The 24,931-nt window shown below is 46.9% G+C and carries 31 protein-coding genes; 19 read left to right on the forward strand and 12 right to left on the reverse strand.

Going from position 1 to position 24,931, the window contains the following annotated elements; genetic code table 11:
* Positions 1-112: 112 nt before the first annotated feature.
* Positions 113-274, forward strand: coding sequence for an aspartyl-phosphate phosphatase Spo0E family protein (locus tag EL268_RS13115; protein ID WP_106656514.1), 162 nt, complete (start codon positions 113-115; stop codon positions 272-274).
* Here the strand turns inward: EL268_RS13115 and EL268_RS13120 are convergent.
* Both EL268_RS13120 and EL268_RS13125 read right to left on the reverse strand, forming a co-directional pair.
* The gene (locus EL268_RS13120) at positions 269-1,024 is read right to left on the reverse strand and encodes a hypothetical protein (RefSeq protein WP_106656513.1); all 756 of its coding nucleotides are present in this window, start codon (positions 1,022-1,024) and stop codon (positions 269-271) included. The two genes, EL268_RS13115 and EL268_RS13120, sit on opposite strands and share 6 nt — an antisense overlap.
* Before the next feature lie 128 nt (positions 1,025-1,152).
* Complete coding sequence (locus tag EL268_RS13125; RefSeq protein WP_106656512.1) at positions 1,153-1,302, reverse strand: small acid-soluble spore protein P; 150 nt, start codon at positions 1,300-1,302, stop codon at positions 1,153-1,155.
* Between the two features lie 207 nt (positions 1,303-1,509).
* Here EL268_RS13125 and EL268_RS13130 point away from each other — a divergent pair, with 207 nt between their 5' ends.
* Both EL268_RS13130 and EL268_RS13135 read left to right on the forward strand, forming a co-directional pair.
* Positions 1,510-2,367, forward strand: coding sequence for a HEPN domain-containing protein (locus tag EL268_RS13130; RefSeq protein WP_106656511.1), 858 nt, complete (start codon positions 1,510-1,512; stop codon positions 2,365-2,367).
* Positions 2,368-2,405: 38 nt separating this feature from the next.
* Positions 2,406-3,977, forward strand: coding sequence for an ABC-F family ATP-binding cassette domain-containing protein (locus EL268_RS13135; RefSeq protein ID WP_106656510.1), 1,572 nt, complete (start codon positions 2,406-2,408; stop codon positions 3,975-3,977).
* A gap of 44 nt (positions 3,978-4,021) precedes the next feature.
* On the opposite strand, the gene EL268_RS13140 is transcribed toward EL268_RS13135, so the two are convergent.
* Both EL268_RS13140 and EL268_RS13145 read right to left on the reverse strand, forming a co-directional pair.
* A complete protein-coding gene (locus tag EL268_RS13140; protein WP_106656509.1) occupies positions 4,022-4,537 on the reverse strand; it encodes a DUF6886 family protein in 516 nt (171 codons plus the stop codon).
* A 34-nt stretch (positions 4,538-4,571) separates the two neighbouring features.
* Positions 4,572-5,648 (reverse strand): phosphodiester glycosidase family protein, encoded by a 1,077-nt coding sequence (locus EL268_RS13145; RefSeq protein WP_106656508.1) that lies wholly within the window; start codon positions 5,646-5,648, stop codon positions 4,572-4,574.
* 134 nt (positions 5,649-5,782) lie between these two features.
* Here EL268_RS13145 and EL268_RS32790 point away from each other — a divergent pair, with 134 nt between their 5' ends.
* From EL268_RS32790 to EL268_RS32795, 3 genes are all read left to right on the forward strand, one after another.
* Entirely contained in the window at positions 5,783-5,926 is a 144-nt protein-coding gene (locus tag EL268_RS32790) for a hypothetical protein (RefSeq protein WP_162837736.1), read from the forward strand.
* A gap of 151 nt (positions 5,927-6,077) precedes the next feature.
* Positions 6,078-7,322, forward strand: coding sequence for a DEAD/DEAH box helicase (locus EL268_RS13150; RefSeq protein WP_106656507.1), 1,245 nt, complete (start codon positions 6,078-6,080; stop codon positions 7,320-7,322).
* A 36-nt stretch (positions 7,323-7,358) separates the two neighbouring features.
* Positions 7,359-7,514, forward strand: coding sequence for a hypothetical protein (locus EL268_RS32795; RefSeq protein WP_007718860.1), 156 nt, complete (start codon positions 7,359-7,361; stop codon positions 7,512-7,514).
* Between the two features lie 33 nt (positions 7,515-7,547).
* Here the strand turns inward: EL268_RS32795 and EL268_RS13155 are convergent, their stop codons facing one another.
* Positions 7,548-8,378, reverse strand: a complete 831-nt coding sequence (locus EL268_RS13155; protein ID WP_232030406.1) for a serine/threonine protein kinase — start codon at positions 8,376-8,378, stop codon at positions 7,548-7,550.
* 122 nt (positions 8,379-8,500) lie between these two features.
* Here EL268_RS13155 and EL268_RS13160 point away from each other — a divergent pair, with 122 nt between their 5' ends.
* The 3 genes from EL268_RS13160 to EL268_RS13170 all read left to right on the forward strand — a co-directional run bounded on the left by EL268_RS13160 (position 8,501) and on the right by EL268_RS13170 (position 10,944).
* Complete coding sequence (locus tag EL268_RS13160; RefSeq protein ID WP_106656505.1) at positions 8,501-9,616, forward strand: DUF3900 domain-containing protein; 1,116 nt, start codon at positions 8,501-8,503, stop codon at positions 9,614-9,616.
* A 20-nt stretch (positions 9,617-9,636) separates the two neighbouring features.
* A complete protein-coding gene (locus EL268_RS13165) occupies positions 9,637-10,230 on the forward strand; it encodes a DUF1444 family protein (RefSeq protein ID WP_106656553.1) in 594 nt (197 codons plus the stop codon).
* Positions 10,231-10,344: 114 nt separating this feature from the next.
* Positions 10,345-10,944, forward strand: a complete 600-nt coding sequence (locus EL268_RS13170) for a hypothetical protein (RefSeq protein WP_232030408.1) — start codon at positions 10,345-10,347, stop codon at positions 10,942-10,944.
* Here EL268_RS13170 and EL268_RS13175 read toward each other — a convergent pair.
* From EL268_RS13175 to EL268_RS32800, 3 genes are all read right to left on the reverse strand, one after another.
* The gene (locus EL268_RS13175; protein WP_106656504.1) at positions 10,911-11,855 is read right to left on the reverse strand and encodes a prenyltransferase/squalene oxidase repeat-containing protein; all 945 of its coding nucleotides are present in this window, start codon (positions 11,853-11,855) and stop codon (positions 10,911-10,913) included. The genes EL268_RS13170 and EL268_RS13175 overlap by 34 nt on opposite strands.
* Before the next feature lie 21 nt (positions 11,856-11,876).
* The gene (locus tag EL268_RS13180; RefSeq protein ID WP_106656503.1) at positions 11,877-12,932 is read right to left on the reverse strand and encodes a DUF2515 family protein; all 1,056 of its coding nucleotides are present in this window, start codon (positions 12,930-12,932) and stop codon (positions 11,877-11,879) included.
* Positions 12,933-12,999: 67 nt separating this feature from the next.
* On the reverse strand, positions 13,000-13,140 hold the full coding sequence (locus EL268_RS32800; RefSeq protein ID WP_007718846.1) for a hypothetical protein: 141 nt from the start codon (positions 13,138-13,140) through the stop codon (positions 13,000-13,002).
* Positions 13,141-13,241: 101 nt separating this feature from the next.
* Here EL268_RS32800 and EL268_RS13185 point away from each other — a divergent pair, with 101 nt between their 5' ends.
* Positions 13,242-13,550 (forward strand): iron-sulfur cluster biosynthesis family protein, encoded by a 309-nt coding sequence (locus tag EL268_RS13185; RefSeq protein WP_106656502.1) that lies wholly within the window; start codon positions 13,242-13,244, stop codon positions 13,548-13,550.
* Here the strand turns inward: EL268_RS13185 and EL268_RS13190 are convergent, their stop codons facing one another.
* Positions 13,551-14,000, reverse strand: a complete 450-nt coding sequence (locus EL268_RS13190; protein WP_007718844.1) for a DUF441 domain-containing protein — start codon at positions 13,998-14,000, stop codon at positions 13,551-13,553. It lies immediately after the preceding gene.
* A 114-nt stretch (positions 14,001-14,114) separates the two neighbouring features.
* On the reverse strand, positions 14,115-14,426 hold the full coding sequence (locus EL268_RS13195) for a YfhH family protein (protein ID WP_048033314.1): 312 nt from the start codon (positions 14,424-14,426) through the stop codon (positions 14,115-14,117).
* Between the two features lie 102 nt (positions 14,427-14,528).
* Here EL268_RS13195 and EL268_RS13200 point away from each other — a divergent pair, with 102 nt between their 5' ends.
* Complete coding sequence (locus EL268_RS13200) at positions 14,529-15,293, forward strand: SDR family NAD(P)-dependent oxidoreductase (protein ID WP_106656501.1); 765 nt, start codon at positions 14,529-14,531, stop codon at positions 15,291-15,293.
* 312 nt (positions 15,294-15,605) lie between these two features.
* On the opposite strand, the gene EL268_RS13205 is transcribed toward EL268_RS13200, so the two are convergent.
* Positions 15,606-16,229 (reverse strand): cell wall hydrolase, encoded by a 624-nt coding sequence (locus tag EL268_RS13205; protein WP_106656500.1) that lies wholly within the window; start codon positions 16,227-16,229, stop codon positions 15,606-15,608.
* Positions 16,230-16,454: 225 nt separating this feature from the next.
* Complete coding sequence (locus EL268_RS13210) at positions 16,455-17,150, reverse strand: peptidylprolyl isomerase (RefSeq protein ID WP_106656499.1); 696 nt, start codon at positions 17,148-17,150, stop codon at positions 16,455-16,457.
* 126 nt (positions 17,151-17,276) lie between these two features.
* Between EL268_RS13210 and EL268_RS13215 the strand changes: the two genes are divergently transcribed.
* The 8 genes from EL268_RS13215 to EL268_RS13250 all read left to right on the forward strand — a co-directional run bounded on the left by EL268_RS13215 (position 17,277) and on the right by EL268_RS13250 (position 24,871).
* Entirely contained in the window at positions 17,277-18,434 is a 1,158-nt protein-coding gene (locus EL268_RS13215) for a trans-sulfuration enzyme family protein (RefSeq protein ID WP_106656498.1), read from the forward strand.
* 137 nt (positions 18,435-18,571) lie between these two features.
* Positions 18,572-19,126, forward strand: a complete 555-nt coding sequence (locus EL268_RS13220) for an RNA polymerase sigma factor (protein ID WP_047067599.1) — start codon at positions 18,572-18,574, stop codon at positions 19,124-19,126.
* Complete coding sequence (locus EL268_RS13225) at positions 19,123-20,199, forward strand: TolB family protein (RefSeq protein WP_106656497.1); 1,077 nt, start codon at positions 19,123-19,125, stop codon at positions 20,197-20,199. The genes EL268_RS13220 and EL268_RS13225 overlap by 4 nt, the downstream gene beginning before the upstream one ends.
* Before the next feature lie 14 nt (positions 20,200-20,213).
* The gene (locus EL268_RS13230) at positions 20,214-22,442 is read left to right on the forward strand and encodes a hypothetical protein (RefSeq protein ID WP_106656496.1); all 2,229 of its coding nucleotides are present in this window, start codon (positions 20,214-20,216) and stop codon (positions 22,440-22,442) included.
* Positions 22,436-23,368, forward strand: a complete 933-nt coding sequence (locus EL268_RS13235) for an ABC transporter ATP-binding protein (RefSeq protein ID WP_106656495.1) — start codon at positions 22,436-22,438, stop codon at positions 23,366-23,368. The genes EL268_RS13230 and EL268_RS13235 overlap by 7 nt, the downstream gene beginning before the upstream one ends.
* Positions 23,365-24,231 carry an ABC transporter permease gene (locus tag EL268_RS13240; RefSeq protein WP_106656494.1) on the forward strand — a complete coding sequence of 289 codons (867 nt, stop codon included), beginning with the start codon at positions 23,365-23,367 and terminating at the stop codon, positions 24,229-24,231. The genes EL268_RS13235 and EL268_RS13240 overlap by 4 nt, the downstream gene beginning before the upstream one ends.
* Positions 24,221-24,433 carry a hypothetical protein gene (locus EL268_RS13245; RefSeq protein ID WP_017249136.1) on the forward strand — a complete coding sequence of 71 codons (213 nt, stop codon included), beginning with the start codon at positions 24,221-24,223 and terminating at the stop codon, positions 24,431-24,433. The genes EL268_RS13240 and EL268_RS13245 overlap by 11 nt, the downstream gene beginning before the upstream one ends.
* 138 nt (positions 24,434-24,571) lie before the next feature.
* Entirely contained in the window at positions 24,572-24,871 is a 300-nt protein-coding gene (locus EL268_RS13250) for a DUF1292 domain-containing protein (RefSeq protein WP_007718819.1), read from the forward strand.
* The last annotated feature ends 60 nt before the right edge of the window (positions 24,872-24,931 follow it).

Raw genomic sequence — 24,931 nt, forward strand, 5'->3', positions numbered from 1 at the left:
AAGCCTTGTGCCGGAAACGGGTACAAGGCTTTTTCTTCCACATCTTCCCCTTTCCACCTGTTCTGAAATAATGTAAAATAGTGGGAGACAACGTTAGGTGGGGGTCTGCAGCATGGAAATTACGAGTAAGATGATTGATGACTTGCGACAAAGGCTAGAACGCGCAGCAAAAGATGCAGGTTACAATTTTCTTGACCCTGAAATCGTGAGAATCAGCCAACAATTAGATCAATTAATTGTCGCACATATGCAACATGAAAAACGCCCTTCATGAGGGCGTTTTTGGTTGAGTGGGTGCTTCCGAGATGGAATAAAGCAAATGGGCATTCCAGCCTTTTTTCGTAAGCGTGGGTTCTTGGGCATAATAATAGCTAGGATATAGAATGAGTTGCTGCGCATCGTAGCTTGGACCACTACTCGGACAGGTAAGTTGATGAGTTGCTGTGTCATAGGTAATGGCGGGAGAAATGGATTGCAAATAGGTGGTAAGGGATTCGATTCCTTGTAAAGAGTAATAAATCCGTTCTGCTTCACGAACAAATTTTGGAGCAATCGCCTCCCAATTCGCCTCAAAAAATAACTGCCAATAAGATGAAACGAACAGGCTAAAACGGCCTTTCACATAATCGGCATCCTCTTCTAAATCGAAGGCAATCATAGGAGCATCGTGATGCAATATCCACTCCTCCAAGATCGGTTTCATACTTCGCACAAAATGATCGGTGGGAAGTGTTACGAAGTACTCATATTGATCATCGACAGCCATCACGCCTTTTGTATGTAGGGGGTCAAATGAGTCAGGGATCCCATATCGAAAGAGGGGGACGAAATAGCTCCATTCTTTTAATAGACGGGCTGAGTCAAACTGCTCTAACTTTTCTTCGGTCCAATACGCAAATCGCTCGGGAGGTGTCTCTTGGGCGAGTGTATACAAACTAGCAGCCATCTCGTACAGCGGGGAAACACTGTAGCTGATCAAATTGGAAAGAGGGCTATGGTTGCCCGGAAGTGGAATCGTGATCATCTTCACTTAACCTCCATCAAGGATACTAAATTTATCATAGTGCATCCTTGTGGGACAATTCAATCTTTTTCGATGTAAAAAAAAGGAAGGGCAGGGCACCCGACCGCAATAGAGCCGGGTGCCATCCATTACCCTTCTCGTGTTCGAATGGAGCGCGAATGATTTTCTTGCTTCACTTTTTTAGAGCCGGGCTGTGGTTCGCCAGTCTGTTCCAGCGGTTGAGCTACATTATTGTAAGTTTGATGCGGATTTTCATCAAGAATATGGTCCTTTTCCATAAAATCAACTCCTTCTTTACGTAGTTTGGCGTAAACACATGATGACGAATCATAGGAAATGCTGGTATTCTATAAGGAAGCATGTCCACATTTAGAAGGAATTGATATGTTGTCAAAACTACAGAATGGCACGATACTGTTTATAGAACATAATATTTATTATGTAAACAATAAACGAGCTCTGCTGGTCTGGAAGGAGCGAGAACTATGCCGGTCTTAATCGCCCCCGTATTCAATTCAACAACAGCACAGCCCGTTCGGATCGATTTGCCTAATTCGTACACGCTCATATCAGGGGCAAAGAGGCCATATGAGATCGCGTCTCGTTTCTTGCGCAATGAGATGGACGAGAACAAGCGAACTTTTGATTTGCGTGTAGACCCCAGCAGTTTATTTTTAGTTGGGGATCACGAAGAGATGAAAGTAACGGATGATCGGGTGTGGATTGAAGAAATCGAAAGTAAGCTGAATCTAGCTTCCACAACGGGGACTTGTTCGATTCCTTACATCATTACCGTCAATGGCAATATGTATGGCATTACGTATTTAAAGCGATCACTTGATGGTGACAAGTACACATTTGATGATGAAGCTGCGGGCATTTTTACCTCATTAGTCGAACAGAAGCTGCCGTCCCTTGCTTTTCGTCGCTATACGCTTTCGCTGGAGAAGAAAAACTACGAGGATCAGCTGTTGGATCTGTGGATTGCATTGGAATCATTGTTCGTTCCCGATGGCAAAAAAGGCGAGATTACCTATAAATTGCGTGTCCGAATGGCTTACTATTTTGGAGAAACCGCCTTGCAGCGTGAACGGATTGCACAGTTTGTAAAAAAATCGTACAATCATCGCTCAGAGATTGTGCATAGCGGCAAGCTGTTCGGTGACAAGCTGGCTGCAGAAGTCAATACGCTGAGGGCAATGACACGAGCCGCGATCTTAAACATCGCCGGGGAAAGTGTCAACCTTCAGGATATACGCGTTCGGCTGGACGAATTGGTATTTACGGGCGAATCTTATGTGGCACGGTACGCTCCCACTTATTTTGAAAGAATTTTGTTGTAAGCCTCATAGAGGAAACAGATCAGGAGGAAGAATAAAGCATGAGTGTTTTGATTGTAGAGAATTTGTCCCATGGTTTTGGGGACCGTGTTTTGTTTCGCGATGTGTCTTTCCGTTTGCAACCGAATGACCGTGTAGGACTCGTAGGCGCAAATGGTACTGGAAAATCAACGATGATGGGGATTTTGACAGGCCAAAACTTGCCTGATAATGGTCGTGTTGAATGGATGCCCAAAATCGAATACGGATATTTGGATCAGCATACCAAGTTGCAAGCTGGCAAAACGATTCGCGACGTACTCAAGGATGCTTTCCTGCCGCTGTTGGAGCAAGAAGCGGAACTGATGACGATTGGTGAAAAGATGGCCGAGGCGACTCCAGAGGAACTGGAAGAATTGCTGGAGCGCATGGGCGAAATTCAAGACAAGCTGGAAACTAGCGGCTTTTATTTGATCGATGCGAAAGTAGATGAAATCGCCAACGCTTTGGGTTTGAGTGCAATCGGTTTGGACCGTGACGTTTCCTCCCTCTCTGGTGGTCAGCGTACCAAGGTTCTTTTGGCAAAATTGCTGCTGGAACAACCAACTGTTCTTTTGCTGGATGAGCCGACGAACTACTTGGATGAAGAGCATATCGTGTGGCTGAAAAACTACTTGAAGGAATATCCTTATGCCTTCATGCTGATTTCCCATGACACGACCTTCATGAACGAAGTCGTGAATGTGATTTATCATTTGGAATTTACCAAGTTGAATCGTTACACAGGGAACTACGAATCCTTTCTGGCACAGTCTGAGATGAAACGCAGTCAGCACTTTGACGCATTTGAGAAGCAGCAGGAAGAAATCGCAAAGATGGAAGACTTTATTGCGCGCAATAAGGCACGTGCGTCTACTACTGGCCGTGCGAAGAGCCGTCAAAAGCAGCTTGATAAAATGGATCGCATCGACAAGCCGGAAACGGCTGCGAAACCTTCGTTTATCTTTAAAGAATCCCGGGCAAGTAGCCGTTTTGTCATCGAGGCTGAAAACTTGGAGATCGGATATTCTCATCCATTGCTGCCGAAGCTTAGCGTGAAGCTGGAGCGCGGTGAAAAAGTAGCGATTGTCGGCATGAACGGTGTCGGTAAGTCTACCCTGTTGAAAACGTTGCTGGGTGTGATTCCACCGCTGGGCGGAAAACTGGAGAAAGGTGATTTCCTCCATCCTGCTTACTTCGAGCAAGAAGTAAAGGCGAAGCCAATTACTGCACTCGATGATGTATGGAATGAATTCCCTTCCATGAATAACCATGAAGTTCGCGGAGCGCTGGCACGTTGTGGCTTGAAAAATGAGCATATCAATCGTAACATGAACGCTCTGTCCGGGGGCGAGCAAGCAAAAGTTCGTCTCTGTAAATTACTGCAGCGCGAAAGCAACTGGCTGGTATTTGACGAGCCGACGAACCACTTGGATGTCGTCGCCAAGGAAGAGCTCAAACGCTCGTTGAAGGAGTTCAAAGGGACCGTCCTTCTCGTTTGCCACGAACCTGAATTTTATGAGGATTGGGTTACACAGACGTGGGATGTTGAGAAATGGAGCTTGGAACAGGCAAAAACTCCGATTAAATTGTAAAAGCAAAAACAGGCAGCCACCATTGGGTGAGACTGCCTGTTTTTTTATGTGAGCGACGCATTTCGCATACGGATCATGGAAAAGTGCAGACTGCTTTGTAGCAATGAATCTCGAAGCGGCAACAGCGAAGGCGTAATTCGCAATTCTATATCCGCTTGGCTAAGGCAGTGTACGAGGTCTCCTAATGGCCTTACGTCTAGTGGCGTAACGGTTTCCTTTGACAAATAGTAACCCGCGCCTTCGTCCCAGAAATAAAAAGGTTCTGGAGAGAAGGCATATTCATATAGCTTAGTTTGTGTAAGCACGGGGTACCATTTGCTTTCGATAGCCATAACCATTTTGACGCTCGTCAACCCAAGAAAGCGCTCGACGTCTGCTGACTCGGAATCTGCTTTTTTGTAAAAGCAAATCCTTGGGCAATCTCGCGGTAAATAATACATCGGCGCTCTTGCTGCATCAATCGCCCATACAGCCGGAGCAAGTGTGGGGTGGGAGGGATGTGCGCGAGGCTGAAAAATCGTAATGGCCGGGTCTTCACTATAATGAAACAATTTGTCCAAGTGTCTTAAACCTCCTCTATCCTCTCAGCCCTCTCTAAAAAACAGCCCACGCATTTGGCAAATAGCGGCCTCGATGATACGGAGAAGACGTCTTCGTGATGGCTTCACCGTTGTGCAGCATCATGGAGCTGGAACCACCGTCCATGGCCATTGCTGTAACTACGCCGCGCTCAGCCAATACTTCCGCCATATCGTTCATGCTTGCGCCGATGGAATGGCCGGGTTGGCGTCCGTCAATGACAGCAAATACGATCGTCCCGTCTTCTTTTTGTCCAATTGCGGTACGCGGTTGAATACCCCAGCTTTTGGCAGGCTTTCCTTCAAACATATTTTTCCCGTTTACAATCAACTGCGGACGAAAGCTCACAGCGTCACGCACGCCCATCTTTACGAGTTGTTCAGCCGAGTAGCTGCCTGTAATCAGTTTACCGTCATAGGTCAGTCCTAACGCGGTTTCTCCGCTTCTCGGGTTGTAGCCCTGCAAAATCTTTCCGTCGTGGATGACGACGCCGTAGGCTCGCGCTCCTTTGCCGTAGCCGTCTGGGTCAGCGAATCCGCTCGCATTGACAATCCCGATGGCTCCTGTTTTTTTCACGAACTCATCGAGCAGATCTCCACGGTCCTTGCGATTCGTGACGACGAGCCGTACTCTGCTCGGGTCGCTAATGTACATGATTTTTCCTTTAAAATAATAACTGCCTTTCGAGACATCAATTTCCTCGATCTCGATTAGCTCCTTTGGTTTCTCCGGAAGTGTGACGGTTACCAGATTCGATTTCGTCGGAACAGCAGGTCCTGCCGTGACTGTACCTGCGCCTTCGGAATTGATAACGGTCGGATGTGTAATTTGCTGCTTTAGTTCTTTCAGTTTTTCATCAGGTAAAAATGTATAGGGGGCCCAGTAATCGTGCTGTGTTGTCAGCAAAGTGCCTGCCGCCCACTCGCGTAATTCTACTCCGTTTTTCGTTCCGAATAAAAAAATAATTCCCAGCAGTGCTAAGGTTGTACAGGTTAAGGCAGTGCCGAGCATCCATTTCTTGACCCAACGCCATGGTCTTTTGCGCTTGGCTCGCTTCCGTGTGCGAGTGCGAGTGCGCGATAACGTCTCCATTCCATATTCACATCCATTTGACAAATTGTACTTGGGTTATCATTCCTATAGGAGAAGACGCATGAGGGAGCAAAAGGTTTCAGAAAATAATATGTGATCACCCTGGTCAAAATAAAGGACAGGAGGTGATAGGTGTGCGTGACTATGATGAGGCGTTTCAAAAGGAAGTAGAGGAGTACATGGAAAGTCCAAAAGGGACACGTAACCAAACCACCAGCCGGGACCGTCAAGACCAGGGTGAGAAGCAGGAAACCCGTTTCGATTCCAATAACGGGTAGAAGGAAGGTCAGGCGAAGTCCAATGCGGATTTCGCCTGTTTTTATCTATCTCTGATGGACCTTACCTCATGAGGACTTGCTTACCTCTGTTTTCTACCTGCAAAGTGTGGTAAGCTTACCCAATGCACGAATTTATGCCAGGAGGGTTTTTGTGAGCACCACGTTTGCAGATTTACAAATTAGCGCACCGCTGTTGACTATATTGCGAGAGCGAAAAATGGAAACACCGACACCTGTACAAAGTGAAGCCATCCCGTTGATTATGGCTGGTCGAGATGCCTTGATTGAATCACCGACAGGGACAGGCAAAACGTTTGCGTATCTATTGCCGATTTTATCGAAAATCAATATGGAGCAAAAAGATGTACAGGCTATTGTACTTGCACCGACGCATGAGCTCGTTGTTCAGATCGCGCGGGAAGCAGAAAGCCTTCTGCCAGGGAAGGACACGGCCGTGATGTCCATTATTGGCGGTGTCGATGTGAAACGCCAAATCGAGAGGCTGAAGAAGAAGCCTGTATTGATCGTAGCGACACCAGGAAGACTGTTGGAACTGATTGAGCAACGCAAGCTAAAGGTCCATGAAGTGAAGACGGTTGTTGTCGACGAGGCAGACCGGATGCTGGATGCGGGCTTCGGCAAGCCAGTTCAAGAGGTCATGAAAAAAACACTGCGTGATACACAACGTCTGTTATTCTCAGCGACAATCGCAGAGGAAGTCGTGCATACGGCTGAAATTTTTACAAAAGATGCAGCTGTTATTCGTGCAGCAGCACCAGAAGGAGCCGCAGGAGTAGCACATATGTATTTGGTCACCGATCCACGCAAAAAGGTGGACACGCTTCGTCGTTTGTTGCGCCTCGTGAATGTACGCTCCTCGATTGTTTTTGTCAATCAAATCGAAAAAGTGGACGAGATTGTCTCGAAGCTCAACTACCACCATTTGCCGTGCAGACTCCTGCACCGTGATGCTACGAAAGAAGATCGTGCCCGCACCCTGCAACAATTCCGGGATGGAGCATTTCCTGTGTTGATTACGACAGATGTATCGGCACGTGGTATTGATATTCCAGGTGTGGAATGTATTGTTCATTACGATCCTGCATCGGATGCTGACACGTACATTCATCGCAGTGGCCGAACTGGGCGTATGGGGCGTGCCGGACTGGTATTTTCGATCATTACGGCACAGGAACGGTTCATCATCCAAAAATTTTCCAAGCAAACAGGCTTGCCTATTGCTGAAAAATTCATGGCGCACGGAGCACTCGAAGATCCGCGGCCTGTACGAAAGCCCGAGCCAGCACAAAGGTCAGGCGCTCTAGCCAAAAATGCGAGCCCTGCAAAACGGAATCAAAATCGTGCACATAAGAAGGGCAGCTTTGGAACAAAGTAGGACAAGAAGTACACAACTTGTCTGCAGGAGGTTTCCATGCGCAAAGATCGGTTATATGAAGAGGATTTGCTGGTAAATGGCACAGTTGGTGGAGAAGTTCTGACGAAACACGAACGGCAAGTGCTGCGCCAGGAAGCAGGGGAACTGAAGGAAAAGATGGAACAGGCGAAACAAGAGCCGATTGCAGAATGAATGACGAAGAAGAGCAGGGAGAATCCGTGGAGTCTACGGATGCCCTGCTCTTTTTTCTTGGTAGTGGATCAAATAGCGGTCCAGCTCCATTAGCCAATCATGTACGCTTTCATAAGGGGCGTCCATTTGTAACAAGCGCCGTATCATCATGTGAATGGAAGGGGATAAAGTGAGCTCTTCTTCCCAGCTTTTTTCAGGTGCGTCCGGTTCCGATTCGTACCCGGAATAGAGCAAGAATAAAAAGAAATGTCCCAATGCGTACAAATCACTGGATGGAGCAACTTCTCGCTTCAATTGTTTTTCAGACGGGTAGGCGGAAAGGGCATCAGCCGTGTAAGTCGGGCGATCACCAATGAACCGAGCGAGGCCAAAATCAATCAGGTACGGCTTGTCCTCTTTCCAGATGACGTTGGGGATGCGTACGTCGCGGTGAATCACATTTTGCTCATGGAGGTAGGCCACGAGTTCCCCGATTTGGCGGATCCATTTGGCGCATTTTTGCTCATCCGCCACGATGTTTTGATCAAACAACATGTCTTCGAGTGTCGGGCCTGCTATATAAGTCATGACCATAAACGAGTCTTGCCGATAAGTGAAAGAATCCAGACAGCGGGGGATTTGCGGATGCGAGAGGGACATCAGCACCTTTTTTTCATACGCTTGCATGGCTTCTCCTTTTGGCGTATGACGCAGGCTTGGTTTCACTTGTTTCAGCACGACCTGATTACCTGTAGGGTTGTGAGTAGCGAGATATGCGATCCCGTAGCTTCCCATCCCTAGTACTTTTGTTATTTTATACTGTCCTGCCAAGTGGCCGGGCTGATATGGTTTATCGCGTATCGTTTCGTTCCACCATGACTTCATACGAGTCCACATTGTCTGATTTTCCCCTCCTCCCTTCATCTTATCATGATTTGAAAAAGCTGACCTTTTTTTCAATAGGTTTGCTATAATCAGTTCGTTACATGCAGACAGGAGCGAAGGGTATGAATTTTACAATTGACTGGTTATCCTTTTATCTAATGGAACAGCCTGAAGAAGAGGATGGCATAAAACAAGTGCGGATGACGCGCTATTTGGGCCATGATGAATATCTGAGAAGCGAGTTGAAAGATTTTCTCGATGGGGAATTCGCCCGGATTGCGAAAAGAAAAGTCGAGATGAATCCGAGGACAGAAGGCACGCCGACAAAACTGGGTCAATTTGTGCTGGAGCCAGGACATCCATTGGACTCGAACCCCAACTATGCCCTCTTGAATCGATTGTTGGCAGCAGAAACGCCAGGGGAGAGCAAGGAGCCCTGTCAGGAGTTGATTCAGTCGTATTTGCGAACCTCTCAGGTGAGAGGCGGGGTCATGATTGTGGTGCGGACGAGGCTAGAGCTTATTGATGAGCGCTATGTCTTTATTTTAAAATGCGATTTCGAACAAAAAACAGCGGTCATCACAGATGAGAAGAGCCTTATATCGAATGTACGCATGGCGATCAATGCCAAAAACATGAAATCACTGATGTATCCGTACATGATCGAATCTGGGATGAATGACCCGTATCATGTGAAGATCCATCAGTTCTCCCACGCGCGGTATTTCGAGGAATTTCTGCGTTTTATCGAGTATCCGCAAACGATGACGCAGATCGTCTCTGAAGAAGTCATTTCATTGGCGAGACAGCACATCGAATATACGTATCCCGAAGAGTCTGAAGAGCGGATACGGGAAGAGGAATCGATTGAACTCATTGCGGCAAGTCCGAAGCGGGAGCTCGCAGAAAAATGGGAGCATGAGACCGTAATGGAAGCGATGCAAATCATTACGGATCGCCAACCAGAGGTCGAGCTGAAGTTCAAGCTGGATCATATGCAGATCCGCACATTATTGGCAGATTACGGTACCAGCCTGCATATCGCTAAAGTAAACGGGCGTTATTTGGTGTTATTAGAAGGCGAGCAGCTACAGTTCGAGCGTGGCATGTCCCCTGTTGAGTTTTTAAAGCCTAAGGCATTGGCAGACATCGTGAAAGAAATCGAAGAGCGAAGCCAAAACGTTGCGTATACCCCAGTGAGCACGCCGACGGAGGACGACGATAGTCCACCTTGGTAATGAACGAAGGGAAGAGAGGGATGGAGTTGGATCGACAACGAAGAGTAAGCGGCCAAGAGCATAACATTTATCCGGTATTGCGTCATGCCTCCATGATCAGCAAGTACCCGGAGCGTTGGGTGGTGAAGGAGCATACGGCCGATACGTACGTACTGTACGCTCTAGATCAAGGGGAAGGATACGCATTGATAGAGAAGCGGATGTTGCAGGAAGCAGGCTGGACGAGCGAGCAGCTTCATTCCTACGCGATGGAAAACTTGCGAAAGCTTCCCTTTTCAATAAAGTCACAAGAGGTAGGAGGTCAGCGCATCCATTTTATTAGTCCGACAGATGGATACGCGGCAAGTCGAATTTTGCTTGATTCATTTCTGGAGGAGATGGATCAGAAAAAGCAAGGAGACTCGCTTGGTGTCGCGATTCCGCATCAGGATGTGCTGATTGTGGCGGATATGGCAGGAGAAGCTGGAGCCCACCTGTTAGCGCGTCTCACTTATGATTTTGCATCGAAAGGGCAAGTGCCGATTTCTGTCTTGCCCTTTTATTGGGAGGAAGGGGAATTGACCCCATTTCTCGTGGTGACGCACGACTCGGGTACGAAAATTGAAAGAAAGTAGAGCAAGCGCGGGGAGAGGTTTCCCGCGTTTTCTATACCGTAGGAAAATAGGAGGAAACCCTCGAATGAAAAATTTCATGATTGGTCAATATGGAGGTATCCGAAGCCTGTCATTTTGGATAATCGCGTCGACTGGAGTGAATGGCGCTTTTATGATTCGCGAGACTATGTATGGGAGCATGTCTACACAGAAGCAGAGTTTCGATATCGCAGTGAGCAGCTGTTTGCGTGGTTGGCTGAGAAAGGCAAGGAGTTTCACTTCACGCCAGTCCTTGAATTCGATGCACTCAACCGATATGTGTATGAGACTGAATTTTTAGAATGCTTGCTGCAGAAATATCCAACGATCAAGCTCTGTCTCGATACCGGTCGATTATTCCTGCAAGAAAAAATCGACCCGTTTTTCGATGCGCGTCATGTCATCCAAAAGTATGCGAAGTATGCGTGGAGCATTCATTTGAAGAGTATGAAGGTAACCGCTGATAAGGTTGAATTCGTTCACTTTCCCGTTCTTCCTGAATGTAAACCGGAAGCAGGGTGGGCTCCGATTGAGGACTACCTGACAATCATCCGGAAGGAAAACCCGCACGTAAAGATCATGTTCGAGCATCGTTCCGACCAAGTGACAGATGAACAACTTGAGCGTTGCTATCGTTGGGTGAAGCAGCTCTTATCTGATCCTCATGAATCCACTTCCAGTAGTAACTCAATATAGCGTCCGGCATCTTGAATCAGCCAGTACGGGTACCTGGGACCGTGTATGTACAAGTCTGTGGCCGTTACGAGCATGGTCTTCACCCGTGTTTTATCACCCATTAACTGCGCGCATACCCCCATCGTCATCCAAGGGTATAAATCACCAGTCTGAAACGTATCAAAATGCGGGAACGCGTCTGTGATCCTCTGGTAGAGCAGCGAGGCGGTATTGGCATCAGTCAAGCTGTAGACGATAGGAAATGCTTGGGAAGTGACGTCCGGATACCATTTTCGCCAGCCGGGGTACGTACGATCATACATTGCATACGACTTGCGAATCCGACTGTACATCCCATTGATGCCGAGCACGCAGGCTTTGGCGCGTGCAGCCGCTTCCTCGGCAGCCTCTACATTTCCGATCAACGAAAATAAATACGAAGCATCTGCCAGCCCCTTAGCCACCTCGCAATTGTCCATCAAATATTTGACTCGATACGTATGCTTCGCCCAGGTCAGACCGTCCTTCTGTTGAAGGCGGGCAACTGCTTGGAGAAGGGACAAGAGTTTAGCGTGGTTGGCATGGAGCCAGTCCATACGTCCGGTTGCTCGTATCCATTCCGCAAGCAGGCTGAAATAAGTAGTGTGGTAGCTATCTTCGCTATCATTTGTGCCGGTATCGATTTCTCTGCCTTGTTCAAGACGAAAATCATTGATATAGCCGTCCGCATTCAGGTTTCGCAAATACCAATCGAGATGGCCTCGAACAGCCTCTACCTCTTTCATGCGGATGAGGGAAATGATTCCGAGGTTAGTAAAGTACGGATTGATTTGATCACGTTTAGGGCTGAGGCGAAAGGTGCCGCTCGGCAATTGGCAGGATAGCAAAAAACTTGTTTGATTCAACGCCATTTCTTGCATCCATTTTTCCATGGGGCTGATCTCCTCTCCAAGCTACGTGATTGCTGAGACGAGTTTGACTCCGTATTCGATCCATTGCAAGGAACGCACATAAGAATCACTGTCGATGGCAGGCAGTGAAGCAGGTTCTTTCACGACCTTGTGCCATTTTTCATCTCGAAACCAATCTACCCCATCTGCCGGATCGTGTCCATAATCAGCCCATGCATCTTGAAGACGTGGGCTGTATATCTTCGGACTTCCTTCTAGCAGCTCATGTCCATCCAATCGTAGTTGGTACTCATCTTTTGTGGTGGAAGGAGTATGATGAGGTGTGAACAAATGCGGCCAATAATCTGCTCGCGAGCCTGTATGAGGAATACGAGAGCAATAGGATACCATTTTTTCAAAGCGAAAAGGATCTTCAAACAATTGCTGATACAACGTTTTTCCGACCTGAATGCGGTTTCTGACGTCGGGAAAATGATGAACATTCAACCCGATCAAGCTCAGTCGGCGATCAGTAGGATGCGCTTTATAAGGAATGAGCACTTGATTCATCGAGAGAGCAGATTGGGCGACGAAAGCAAACGAAGCGAATATACGATTCAGTGTAAACGGCTTCTGTACGACACGTTGTTCGATATATTGCTGTTCGTTGACGATGAGTGCATGTGTAATGCGCGCACTGTCTTTGGATGTGAGGAACTCTTGCCAATACGATTGCATAAAGACTGAAACACCAAGTGGCTCCAAAAGCTTTGTTAAATCTGTCCCCGTTCGTTTCATCTCCGCATACAGTAGTAATTGCGCATAGGCATCGTGAAAAATCAGCCAGTTACATCTTTCCAAAAACCAAAAAAACGGCTCGATTGCCTGTGCATCCATGATAAGCGGTAGCCATTCTCCTTTTAAGTCGGTCATGTTCCACCCGCCATTTCGTGAGACCAGATGGGCCAATAACGCCCAGTGAACCTCTTGATGCTCAAGATAGAAGGCGAGGTATGCTTGTGTGCGGGTGACATTGTTGCGATTGGCTTTGGTTGTTGCTTGTCTGATTTGAGCGATCAGGTGCTGCTCGTCAATTTTCGTTGCTGTCGGATCTTTCATGGTTATGGGTAGCTCCTTGTTGTTTTCACATTGAAAAAGCAGGTCCACTGGGCGACCCGCTTTTTACTCAACCAATCATTTCTAGTACGAGAAGCCGAACGAGTAGTTTTTCCTTGGCTTCCTCCCACGTATTCGCAAAAATGACAACGTGCTCCGATTGGAACTCCGTTTCAGCGACAAAAATCCCATCTTGTTCGTAGATGTTCATAGGTGATCGTCCTTTCTGCTGCCTTTCAAGCATTGTATGCTATCATGTAAGAGATGATGCATCCAGTATGCTGGAAAATCATGAGAAGGGTGGCACCAAACATGATAGTAAAAGTGACAAAAGAGGCAGTAGAACGCATGGCCAGTACAGAAAAGCCCATTCGGATCAACGGTGAGCTAGTCGGTGGATGCGGTATGAATGTAGAGTATGCGTTGTGGTGGGATACGCAAGGGCCAGAAGATGAAGTCTACCAGGTCGATTCTTTGACGTTTCTGATAGATCGCGAAACCATTGCTTATATCGGGTCTGACCTGCTTACGATTGATTATCGTGCGCAGCAAGGCTTCCGCATGGTTACGCCACAGCAAATTTTGGCCTATGGCCTTCAACTTAAAGAGCGCTGGAGCTAATCACTTCGGGAGAAATTGCAAAATAAAGGCGAGAATCCCTGCTGCAATTAAGGGACCGACTGCAACACCGCGGAAAAAAGTGACACCAGCGATCGTACCTAGCAGCAATCCAGTAACGATCAATGGATTTTGGGTCATCAAGACTGTTCCTTTTCCCGCTAGGTAAGCCACAAACATACCGACGGCGACGGCCAGTAACGAATGCCAATTCGTAAAAATCTCCAAGATAGACGAAGGATTGATTTTGCCGCTTGCGAGCGGAGTCATGATGCCAATCGTCAGTATAATGATCCCGAGCTGTAGGCCATGCTGCTCGAGCAGCGGGAAATATCGGTCCAACGACAAGAGCCTCATTAAGAGAAGGATCGCAACTGCAATGGATACGGTTGCGTTGTTGCCGATGACACCGAGCGCCAGTAGTACCAGGAGGATGATAGAAATCCAGTCCATATGCGGGTTGGCTCACTTTCGTTTTTCTTAGTATATCCATGCTGCTGCGGCATGTGCCCGGGCAAGAAAAAAGAGATCGGCATGCACAAGAGTGCGAGTGCCGATCTCTTTTTACTAGTCGAACCACAGTTCCAGCATACCTACTGGAAAACCTGTCTGTTCGTCCGAATCAGGGAAACGTCCCCAAGCAAAGACGCCGTTGAAATAATCGATGGTAAACGGCTGATCGTAATCAGGCACGCTGTATTTGCTGCCAATTCGGAACTCACCCGTTCCTAAATAGTACGATTTCGCCATAAAGTACTTTTGTGTAATGATCGCAAGCTGTGAGTGATCACCAAGCTTCTTTTTTTCTTTCGCTTCTACGTGCAGGCGCTCCATTTCCTCCTGCAGCTCGGCGAGTGTCATCTGACTGTACAAACGCAACGGACTGCCCCCTTTCCATACAGGTATATTGTAGCAAAAGACAAGGGAAAAGGCGATGGATGCAGAATCCTCTAAGGTAACGAAAGGGGAGTCGTTTCGAAAATGACACGTTTTGATTTGCATGGAAAGAAAGCAATCATTACAGGTGCTGGAAGAGGAATTGGGAAGGCACTTGCGTTGGGAATCGCAGAAGCAGGTGCAGAAGTTGCGGTAGTCTCGCGAACAGCTTCTGATTTGCAAGAGGTGGTAGCGGAGATTGAAGCAAAAGGCGGAGTGGCTTTTCCGGTCGAGGCTGACTTGACTGAGCCTGATGCAACGGACAGCGTTGTGAAGCAGGTAGTCGAAGGGCTAGGGGGTGTTCATATTCTGATCAACAATGCTGGAATGAATATCCGCAAAAAAGCTCATGAGGTAACGGAAGAAGAGTGGGATAGGGTAGTGGATTTGAATTTGAAAGCAGCGTTTTTCATGAGTCAAGCTGCTGGCAAAATCATGTGTGAGCAGCGCTATGGAAGAATCGTTAATATCGCTTCGGTCGCAGGTGTAGTAGCACTTCGCACGGGTGTCGCCTATGGTGCCAGCAAAGCTGGTCTCATCCAAATGACGCGGGTGCTGGCATTAGAATGGAGCAAGTTTGGTGTCAACGTAAATGCAATCGCGCCGTGGTATTTCCGTACGCCATTAACGGAGGGCTTGCTGAGCGACGAAGCGTTTGTCCAAGAGGTGTTGCAGCGAACACCGAGTGGCCGAATCGGGGATGTCGAGGATTTGATAGGACCTGCGATTTTCTTGTCTTCTGATGCAGCTTCATACATATCGGGTCAAACGATTTCGGTTGATGGTGGTATGTCTATATACGGGTTTTAATAAAAAAAAGGGGCATTCCCAGATGGGAATGCCTAATTATTGGGGGCGATTGAGAAAAAGAACGACTGATTGTTCTATGACTGGTTTGCTCTCACCCAAAACAGTCAATCAATCAAAGCTATTAGCGTAGGCATACTCAGATTGAACGATCGATCTAAACATGCTTACGTTAAAAAGTCATCCAAAGAAGATAATCGAACTTTTTCTCAATGCGTTGAAAAAGTGCTTACACCTACAACATAGCAAGCAAAAGTAAAACATCAATAAAATAAAAATAAAGTATTATTAAATCTTTTTTCTGTAAGTAGCGCGTTAACGAGCAAAACGATGGTTACCGATCTCAACTGTTACAGGACGTGACCAAATCCACTTGGATGTAGCCGTATCCGGATTGAAGAAGTAGAGGGAACCATTGCTCGGATCCTTTCCATTCACCGCGTCCTGGACCGCTTTTCTCGTACTTTCATTTGATTTATGTGTCAAATTGCCGTCATGGACAGGCGAAAACGCATTGGGAGCATAAATAACCTCCCGTACCGTATTTGGAAATTCATCTGAAGCAACCCGATTCAATACAACGGCAGCAATCGCTACCTGTCCCTCATACGGTTCTCCCCGGCCTTCCGCATACACTAACCGGGCGAGCAGTTCCATATCCCTCTTCGAAATCTTCACTTTTCCATTGCGAATCACTTTTGGGCGACTATCACGACTAACCTGCACAGACTCGCGTTTTACCGCTGTAGCAGATGCGTTTGGTTTCTTTTCCTTCTTCGAAACTTGTTCCGATGGCGCATGTGCATGACCGAGAACAGGGAGGATTTGTACTGGTTGTGGTGCCATTGCACTTGTCGGTGTAACAAATAAGCATAACAGCATCAAGCCAAAACTGTTCAAAAAGAAGAAAAAGCGCGTTGGCGCTTCTCGTGTCAACATGGTGTGAACCACTCCTTTTCGCTTTTTGCGTTTTGATTGCGGAAGCGAATCAGGTCTTTTGCAAGTCTATCGATCTTATCGGAATGGTTCAAGAGGGAATTGGTTCCATAGAACTATTTACAAAACAATGTGTTTTATGAAAATGCTTTCATTAACGGATGTTTCATCCATAAAAAAACCACTTTCCTGTTGAGAAAGTGGCTTTCGTGTTCAGTTTGATTACTCTTATTTTTCCGTTATCGTAATGGATTTAATGGTAATCGTTTGCTCAGGAATACTTGGTTCACCGGTTTGTGGGTGTTTCTTTACTTTTGTTCCGGCAATTTTTTGAACGACATCCATGCCACCCGTAACTTTTCCGAAAATCGTGTAATTCGGAGAGTTGTCCAATCCTGTCACGTCAGGACCAGAACCAATGAAGAATTGGCTACCATTCGTGTTTTTACCGGAATTCGCCATGGCGACCACGCCTGGTTCATATTTATGACCATTTTTCAATTCGTCTTCAAACGTGTAGCCAGGGCCACCCATGCCATTACCCAATGGATCACCTGTTTGGATCATGAAGTCTTTCATGACGCGGTGGAACGTGATGCCGTCATAGTACTTGTCCTTTGCGAGGAAAACGAAGTTATTGACAGCAATTGGTGCATCCTTTTCGAACAGATCAATTTTAATGTCTCCCATGGAAGTAGAGATTGTTGCTTGATAGTCCTTTGCTTTGTCAATCTGCATAGCCGGAGCCTTCTCGTATTTCTTCTCTCCGGTTGGACCCGGTGGGTTAGCTGGCTCTTTGGATGCTGGTTTCTCTGCTGGCGTAGTCGGCTGATTAGGAGCGGCTTCATTGCTTCCTGTAGAACAACCCGTAACCAAGGCGATTGCCGTCAGACATGTGAACAGAGTTGTCATCATCTTTCTCATCTTATGCACCTTCCTTTTTTTCGTACTGTTGGGTGGTTCGGTTTCGAATTATAACACAAATAGTCGAGCTTTTGCCAATCCGCTAGTTTCCTTTCCAATCACGCGTGGTATGATTGGGAGAAAAGGGTGATCAATGTGGCAGAACGATTTGAGACCAAAACGGTACATATTGGACATGACCCTTTGCAGGGAGTAAAGAGCAAAACTACACCGATTTATCAAACCTCTGTCTTTGCCTACGAAGGCTTGGAAGAAGTAGAACAGTACTACGTCGGCGAGGGAGAATACTTGTACACCCGAAATGGCAATCCCAACCAAGCTGAGCTGGCGCATGCAATCGCTGTTTTAGAAGGCGCAGAAGCAGGTGTCAGTGCTGCCTCCGGTATGGGAGCGATCATGGCGGGTTTACTTGCCGTTCTTTCTCCTGGGGATCACGTGCTGGCATCCCATGAAATTTATGGCGGTACCTATGCGCTACTGCACAAGGAGCTGTCGCGGTTTGGAATCGAGCTTGAATGCATCCAGCTTGGTCAAATGACACAGCTTGCTGATCATGTTCGCCCCACTACGCGGCTGTTTTTCGTGGAGACCATCACCAATCCGCTATTGACTGTTGTGGATCTGCCTTACTGGATCAAGGAAGCAAAGAGTCTTGGCTTAACGGTCATGGTGGATAATACGTTTGCAACTCCGTATTTGGTACAACCCATTTCATTCGGGGCAGATCTTGTGGTACATAGTGGAACCAAATACATAGGTGGACATAGCGATGTGACGTCAGGTGTTCTGGTTGGATCACAGGCGATAATCAAGCGTGCCACAGAGATTGTATCCAATTACGGATCATCGCTCAGTCCTTTTGAGGCCTGGCTGACATCACGTGGTTTGAAAACATTGGCAGTGAGAATGGAGCGTCAATGCGATAATGCCAGCCAGATCGCTGCGTTTCTTCGTGATCATTCTGCAGTTGGACAAGTGTATTATCCAAGTCCTACGGATACCTTCTTTTTTACACGGCAAAAACAGGGGGCAATGGTATCCTTTGTTCTGGCAAACGAGACGAAGATTTACGACTTTTACCGGGCGCTTGACTGGATCAAGTTGGCTCCGTCCCTTGCAGGTGTGGAGACGAGTGTATCTCATCCTGTTACGACATCCCACCGTGCTTTTTCTGAACAGCAGCGCAAGGAAACGGGAATCACGATGGGACTGGTAAGGTTATCGGTCGGAATCGAGGCTGTTCAAGACATTCAGTTAGCATTAGATGCCGCATTAGGGAAATAATTCAAAAAACTTTGCCGCATTATGAAACTTTCTTCCTAAGTAATACGTAATACTTAGTTAGAGTAGTCTCAGAATGCAGTGGAGAAAGTCCATTCTGAGAGCATGCTTCAGTCTGGAAGAAACCGAGGAAAACGCAAATGGGAATGGCTATGAAGCAACCGTCGGGGCCATCATCCGGAGATTATTATGAATCTCGTCCATTTACGGAACTGTATGACGAATATTTTGATCGCGTCAACCGGTATTTACGATGCCGGGTTCAAAGTACGTGGGATGCCGATGATTTGACCACCGTGGTCTTTTTAAAAGCGCTAGAAAAATTCGAGCAATATAGCAGAACAAGTCCTTTCGCATCATGGATTTTTCGTATTGCTCACAATACATATGTGGATTTTATGCGGAAAAACAGGGAGTTACCGGTTGACCAGGAAGATTTTCTAGGAGCAGAACCGGACGACACATGGCAGCCGGAACGGCAGGCGCTGACGAATGAAGAGATTCGTCTGCTTCGTGATCGTCTGGACTTGTTGTCTCAGGATCAACGAGACGTGTTGATGCTCCGGTACTTTGCTGACCTCAAAATCAGTCAGGTAGCTGAGGTGCTTGGCAAAACAGAATCGAGTATCAAAATGATCTCTTATCGAGGATTACAAAAACTTCAGAAGATGTATGAGAGGGGGGACTCCGAATGAGAGAAGAGGAGAAGCACCCCCAGGATCATCAATCGGATGATCAGACCGTAACCCAACTCCTAGCCCATTTGAAGCAGATGCGCGGATCGGTTCCTGTCAATTATCAGCTAAAATCAGACCTCAAAAAACAATTGCTCCAGAAAATGAGAGAACTCGAAGCCAAACAGGCAAAAGCTCCAAAAGCCGCACCCAAAAAATGGGGGAGGTTGGTTTGGAGCGGAATCGCTGCTGTTGCTCTCGCCCTTGCCATAGGAGGATTTGTATGGTGGAACAATACCTCTCTTGCCGTTCGAGAGCATGAATTACTTAAGTTGCCAGCACAAGCAGCCGTGGAGCTTGTTGATATTGATCGCAAAGCCGCTCAGTTAGCTTATATCAATAACAATACAGAGCTGAAAACCATTCCAATCGATGAGGAATTAAAGCCCGTCACGATCAAACTGCCACCAACCGAAGGCAAATACATGGGGGTAGCGTGGTCTAATTCTGGGAAGCAAATTGCTGTCGTCGAGCAGGATAAAAAATTATCGCGGATATGGATTGTGGAGATGCCGACGTCTTACAGCATGGGAAGCAGCCGATTGCTGAAGGAAGAAGAAGGGGTCTTGTATTCTTCACCAAGTTGGTCTGAACATGATGATTCGCTTGCCTTTACCCGCTCCAAAAATGGCGTCGAAGAAATTTGGGTGAGTAGCACAGTATCTTTCCAAGAATGGAAGCTTGTAGAAGGCTCTCAGCCTGAATGGTCACCAGATGGAAGATTGCTTGCCTTCAATAAAGCCGGTGAAGTACAGCTGATGGAAATGCGGACGGGGAAAGTTGCCTCGCTTGCAGTGGGACAGTGGGCATCGTGGAGCTCGGATACGAGATTGACCTATACACACCCAAATGGGACGCTGATGGAAGTAAACGTGGGTGTAGAGCCTTTTGTGACACGCGAGCTACCATTGCGAAACCAGTCATCTGATGAACTGATCAAAGGAAACTGGGCAAACAAAGGTAAGCACTTACTGCTTATCTCACGTCATGATCAACTGCAACAACTGGTTATCTCTTTGGCGTCACGAAAATGAGCGGAGGAACAAGCATGAGATGGAAATGGGTGTTAATCTTTGTCATCACATGGCTTAGCTTTTCGATACGCCCAGCTATGGCAGAGAGCAACATAGACATACAATTCGAGATACCTTTAAGTGGTATCGTCAAATATGAATCATGGATGAGACTAAACGTAAAGGTAACCAGCCAAGAACAGAATTTCACAGGGGCTGTAGAGTTATCCCAGCGACAAGTCAAAAAAAATAATGAATTTAAGCTTCGGCGTCCAATAAAGCTCGAGCAAGGAAAGAGTACAACCGTGTACTTTGATATGCCTTCCCAAATATTGCTCGATGATTGGTACGTCCAGGTGACGCAAAACGGTCAAGTTGTCAAAAGCGAAAAACTGCGTATCTCTTATCCTACGGACGGGCGTACCATTGGGGTGATCAGCGAAGAGGGCAATGCGTTTCATTTCCTTGCCGTCAATCAATCACAATCCAAAATGAATCGCCCCTTGTCCGTTCAAAATCTCACGGAACAAATGTTGCCTGACCAATCGTGGATATACGAAAACATAGACATGCTAGCGCTGGCAGGCAATAGTGGTTCTACGATTAATGATCAACAGATGGCAGCAATCAAGGAGTGGATCCAACTGGGAGGGATCGTGGTTGTTTCCGCAGGTCCCAATCAAGATGGGATGATCCAGCGTTTTGCAGATATCCTCCCTGTAGAAGCCGGAAAAGCTGGTAATATAGAGCTACAGCAAGCATTAAGTGGGTATGACATTGCGAAAGTCGCGCCAAATGGCAGTATCGGTGTGTATAACCGTGACTTGCCCTTGTTTGTGTCAAAATCGTACGGCAGAGGGCTGCTGCTATTTGTCAACTATGATGTGACAGCAGAACCGTTGGCATCGTGGCAGTTCAATCCACAACTGTGGCAGAATGCAATGATCCAGCATGGCGCCAAGAAAATTTTTGAAGAGAAGCTTTATATGGATCAAATGACCCGGCCTTTTCTTGACTTGAGCAAGAAGATTCCTGCAGTACAAACTCCTCCGCCGATCTGGATGGTGGCGTTGTGGGGCGGATATGTAATCATACTCGCACCATTGACATACTTCATTCTGAAAAGAATGAGAAAAACTGAATGGGCGTGGGGAGTCATCCCGGTAGGAGGAATTTTCTTGACTGTCGCTATATTCGCGGTTGGAAAGCCTGCTGTGGTGAAAACGAGTACCAGCTACGCAGTAACCAAGATCGACATATTAGATGAGTCTCTGGCTCATGTTCGCTCAGCTGCAACGTTTTTGGGGGTGGATCAAAACGAATACGATGTACAGCTTGAACCTTCGATCGTTGCACTGCCATTGACAGTGGGGCGAAATGATTATCGACCAGAGGGACTAATCGATGGCGATGAGGTTCTCTCTTTCCGTAATCTCCCCTATTTGACACCGAAACAGGCAATCGGTATCGGGGTAAAACACGACATGGGGGCTTTTGCTGCTTCCTTGCGAATCAATGAGAATCGTCTGCAAGGGCACGTGAAAAACAATACGGAGTTTGCCTACGATCAGACTTTTATTGAAATTGGTTTTCAGCGAATTCCGCTTGGGCCATTGAAAAAGGGAGAAGAAAAGCAGATTGACAGCGTGCTTGAGCCCTTGTTTAAGCCAAGAAAACCGCAAGCAACAAACGAATTGCAAACGATGGAAGAACGAATCAAAGAAATGCAGGAAAGAGTCGTTGAGTATGAAGAGGGGAATCAAGTAAGTATCATCGGCGTAACGACAGAGCCTCTTCCTCTGATGACAATGCAGGTGCCTCATCAAGCACATTACTGGAATGTGATTCAGCAACCTATTCAATTACAGCCGAATGAACAAGGTCTAGTGACTTTTCCATATGGCCTGCTTGATGCCGAGATGTATGAAATGACAGGGGACTTCGATAATACCGGATACATTTGGCAGCTTGGTAAGGGCAGCATTACGTTTGAGCTGCGTACAGACAAAGCGGCAATCAATATGAAGCGAATAACGGTACCGCTAAATCACAGCTCGTTCAAGCCTTTCCGGATAGAATACTTCCACCAAAAGAGCGGTAGGTGGATACCTGTTGAGCGCGGGACGAGACTTGTCCTCGATAATGAACTCCAGCAAGTATTGACGCCAAATCAAACATTATTGCTTCGTTTTTCCCACAATGGAACGTCGCGATTAGCTCTACCAGAGCCAATTTTCCAGGTAGAGGGGGTGCGGAAATGGTAATCGAAACCGTTCATTTAGGAAAAAGATACGGCAATTTGCAAGCGTTGACGGATTTGAACCTATCGATCGAGCCAGGAAAGGTGTTCGGTTTCATTGGTCCAAATGGCGCCGGAAAATCTACTACGATGCTCATCTTGTCTACCCTTCTGGAACAGAGTGAAGGGGAAGCGTTTGTCTGCGGTTACAATGTACGAAAAGATCCAGCGAGTGTACGCCAGTCTGTTGGCTACATGCCCGATTTTTTTGGTGTATATGACAATTTGACAGCGGTAGAGTATTTAGAGTTCTATGCCGGGGCTTACAAAATTCCTGCCTCCAAAAGACGGGCACTTGTTGGTGATCTTTTAGAACTGGTGAATTTGTCTCACAAAGCAGACGCCTTCGTCGATTCTTTGTCTCGAGGCATGCAGCAGCGCCTGGGGTTAGCACGTTGTCTCGTACATGATCCGGCCGTGCTGATTTTGGATGAACCGGCATCAGGGCTGGACCCGCGAGCCCGTATTGAATTGCGCGAGATTTTGAAGCAACTACGGGAAATGGGCAAGACGATTATTATCAGCTCCCATGTTTTGCCGGAGCTAGCCGAGCTGTGTGATGATATTGGTGTCATTGAAAAAGGCAGATTAATTGCGTATGGTTCTGTACATGAGGTCAGCAATCGGGACACAGGACAAAGCCGGATGCAACTAAGAGCCCTGCGAAACTTGGACAAAGCGGGACTTTTGTTAGCGAGCTCTCCGTATGTACATCAATTGACAGAATATATGGGAGGCTTTCGCTTCTACTTTCAAGGGACGGAGCAACAAAAAGCTGAATTGCTTCAAGAACTGCTGGATGAGCAGGTCGCAGTCGTCTACTATGGCGACTCCAAGAAAGATTTAGAAGACGTCTTCTTAGCGATTACGGAAGGAGTCGGTATGGAGTGAGCGACTTCTTATTCAATCCTCTTTTGGTAAAAGAAATGCGGGACAGATTCCGCTCGAGAAAGACCATGGTCATATTAGCGATTTACTTATTTGTCATGGGGGGAATTCCGATGGGCTTTTTGCTCATGGACCCCCTGAAGGCTGAATCGTTAGGGGATAACCGGGACCTGTTTCTAATTTCCGCGGGGATACACTACGCGATGGTTTGCTTTGTGGCACCTGCCCTGACTGCTGGAGCGATCAGTGGTGAGAGAGAACGCCAGACCTTGCCTATTTTGCTGACGACCCAGTTGTCGACGCGCACGATTATTTTGAGCAAGCTCATTACGTCTTTGGCGTTCTCCACATTGCTCTTGGTTGCATCGATGCCTTTGTACAGTATCGTGATGCTGTACGGAAGCGTCTCCCCGGAACAAATGGTCCAGCTCGTCCTTTTTCTCGCGGTGAATATGTTTTTTCTCGGATCGTTGGGGTTGTTCTGCTCCACCTGGATTAAACGAACGTCAATTTCGACCGTTACCACATACGGCATTGCCTTCTTTTTTGTAGTAGGTACTGGCTTGCTGTTCTTTTTTATCGGAGAATCCTTGCAACAGACGTATCCGGAACGGTACGTCAATTCGGATGTTTGGAGCATGTATGAGCTGCAGATGTTGGCAGGGATGAACCCTATCATCGTTTTGTTAGATATTTTAGGCGAGTCATTCGATCAATCCGATGACATCAGTTTTGCACCGTGGTTGTTTTTCTCATGTGTGTACGTGGTTCTTTCCTTTGTGCTCGTCATCTGGAGCGCTTATTTGTTAAAACCAATCCGACGAAAATGGTGGAGTTGGAAGAAACGACCTGTTCGTGTACAATGAAAAAGGTGCATGGGAAAAGGGAGGTTTTTTTGTGAGCGATCAAGATGTACAGATCATTGATTTTGAAGAACTGCTTCGTGCGATTGAGAGTCGTCTGGCTTCTGCAGGGATGTATGTCAAACGCGAAGCGATCGTGACCATTCTTCAGGCAGAAGAAGCATTTTTGCTTGAAAAAGGTGTTCTTCAAGAGTATAGTGAGTAATCAGCTAACAGCCTGCCTTAAGTGGTAGGCTGTTTTTTGTGACGGGGAAGGCACAGAGTTATTCGCCTGTTTGCTTCTCCCGGAAAAAAACGGTATGATGGATCAGAATACGAATATCAGCATAAGGACGTGAACACATTGACAGAAGAGAACAAAGACCTTGAGTTGGGCGATATCATTACATTGGACGATGAAAATGGTGAACCGTTGGGGGATTTCGAAGTATTGGCTATGTTCGACCTGAACGGTAAAGAATATATTGCCTTGGCTGAAGCAGTGGAAGACGAAGAAAGCGAAGAAGATGAAGAAGTGGACATCTTCGTATTCCAAGTAGACGGCGGCGAAATGGTACCATTGGAAGAGGACGAGGAGAGCACTGTTTACGCGAAGCTGAACGAAGTGCTGGAAGGTATCGAACTCATTAAAGAAGACAAGTAATCCGGTATGAATGAAACAAGCCACTGCTGGCGTTAGAACCCAAGCAGTGGCTTTTTCTTG

It is taken from the genome of Brevibacillus brevis, assembly GCF_900637055.1.
In the GTDB taxonomy this organism is placed as follows: Bacteria; Bacillota; Bacilli; order Brevibacillales; family Brevibacillaceae; genus Brevibacillus; species Brevibacillus brevis.

What these genes read in the sequence shown, in the direction of transcription:
- EL268_RS13135 (WP_106656510.1), top strand. Translation starts at nt 2,406, where the DNA reads ATGAGTGTTTTGATTGTAGAGAATTTGTCCCATGGTTTTGGGGACCGT.
- EL268_RS13160 (WP_106656505.1), top strand. Translation starts at nt 8,501, where the DNA reads ATGAATTTTACAATTGACTGGTTATCCTTTTATCTAATGGAACAGCCT.
- EL268_RS13235 (WP_106656495.1), top strand. Translation starts at nt 22,436, where the DNA reads ATGGTAATCGAAACCGTTCATTTAGGAAAAAGATACGGCAATTTGCAA.
- EL268_RS13175 (WP_106656504.1), bottom strand. Translation starts at nt 11,855, where the DNA reads ATGGAAAAATGGATGCAAGAAATGGCGTTGAATCAAACAAGTTTTTTG.
- EL268_RS13125 (WP_106656512.1), bottom strand. Translation starts at nt 1,302, where the DNA reads ATGGAAAAGGACCATATTCTTGATGAAAATCCGCATCAAACTTACAAT.
- EL268_RS13225 (WP_106656497.1), top strand. Translation starts at nt 19,123, where the DNA reads ATGAGAGAAGAGGAGAAGCACCCCCAGGATCATCAATCGGATGATCAG.
- EL268_RS13220 (WP_047067599.1), top strand. Translation starts at nt 18,572, where the DNA reads ATGGGAATGGCTATGAAGCAACCGTCGGGGCCATCATCCGGAGATTAT.
- EL268_RS13165 (WP_106656553.1), top strand. Translation starts at nt 9,637, where the DNA reads ATGGAGTTGGATCGACAACGAAGAGTAAGCGGCCAAGAGCATAACATT.
- EL268_RS32800 (WP_007718846.1), bottom strand. Translation starts at nt 13,140, where the DNA reads ATGAACATCTACGAACAAGATGGGATTTTTGTCGCTGAAACGGAGTTC.
- EL268_RS13190 (WP_007718844.1), bottom strand. Translation starts at nt 14,000, where the DNA reads ATGGACTGGATTTCTATCATCCTCCTGGTACTACTGGCGCTCGGTGTC.
- EL268_RS13185 (WP_106656502.1), top strand. Translation starts at nt 13,242, where the DNA reads ATGATAGTAAAAGTGACAAAAGAGGCAGTAGAACGCATGGCCAGTACA.
- EL268_RS13115 (WP_106656514.1), top strand. Translation starts at nt 113, where the DNA reads ATGGAAATTACGAGTAAGATGATTGATGACTTGCGACAAAGGCTAGAA.
- EL268_RS13130 (WP_106656511.1), top strand. Translation starts at nt 1,510, where the DNA reads ATGCCGGTCTTAATCGCCCCCGTATTCAATTCAACAACAGCACAGCCC.
- EL268_RS13145 (WP_106656508.1), bottom strand. Translation starts at nt 5,648, where the DNA reads ATGGAGACGTTATCGCGCACTCGCACTCGCACACGGAAGCGAGCCAAG.
- EL268_RS32795 (WP_007718860.1), top strand. Translation starts at nt 7,359, where the DNA reads ATGCGCAAAGATCGGTTATATGAAGAGGATTTGCTGGTAAATGGCACA.
- EL268_RS13180 (WP_106656503.1), bottom strand. Translation starts at nt 12,932, where the DNA reads ATGAAAGATCCGACAGCAACGAAAATTGACGAGCAGCACCTGATCGCT.
- EL268_RS13120 (WP_106656513.1), bottom strand. Translation starts at nt 1,024, where the DNA reads ATGATCACGATTCCACTTCCGGGCAACCATAGCCCTCTTTCCAATTTG.
- EL268_RS13210 (WP_106656499.1), bottom strand. Translation starts at nt 17,150, where the DNA reads ATGAGAAAGATGATGACAACTCTGTTCACATGTCTGACGGCAATCGCC.
- EL268_RS13200 (WP_106656501.1), top strand. Translation starts at nt 14,529, where the DNA reads ATGACACGTTTTGATTTGCATGGAAAGAAAGCAATCATTACAGGTGCT.
- EL268_RS13205 (WP_106656500.1), bottom strand. Translation starts at nt 16,229, where the DNA reads ATGTTGACACGAGAAGCGCCAACGCGCTTTTTCTTCTTTTTGAACAGT.
- EL268_RS13155 (WP_232030406.1), bottom strand. Translation starts at nt 8,378, where the DNA reads ATGAAGTCATGGTGGAACGAAACGATACGCGATAAACCATATCAGCCC.
- EL268_RS13230 (WP_106656496.1), top strand. Translation starts at nt 20,214, where the DNA reads ATGAGATGGAAATGGGTGTTAATCTTTGTCATCACATGGCTTAGCTTT.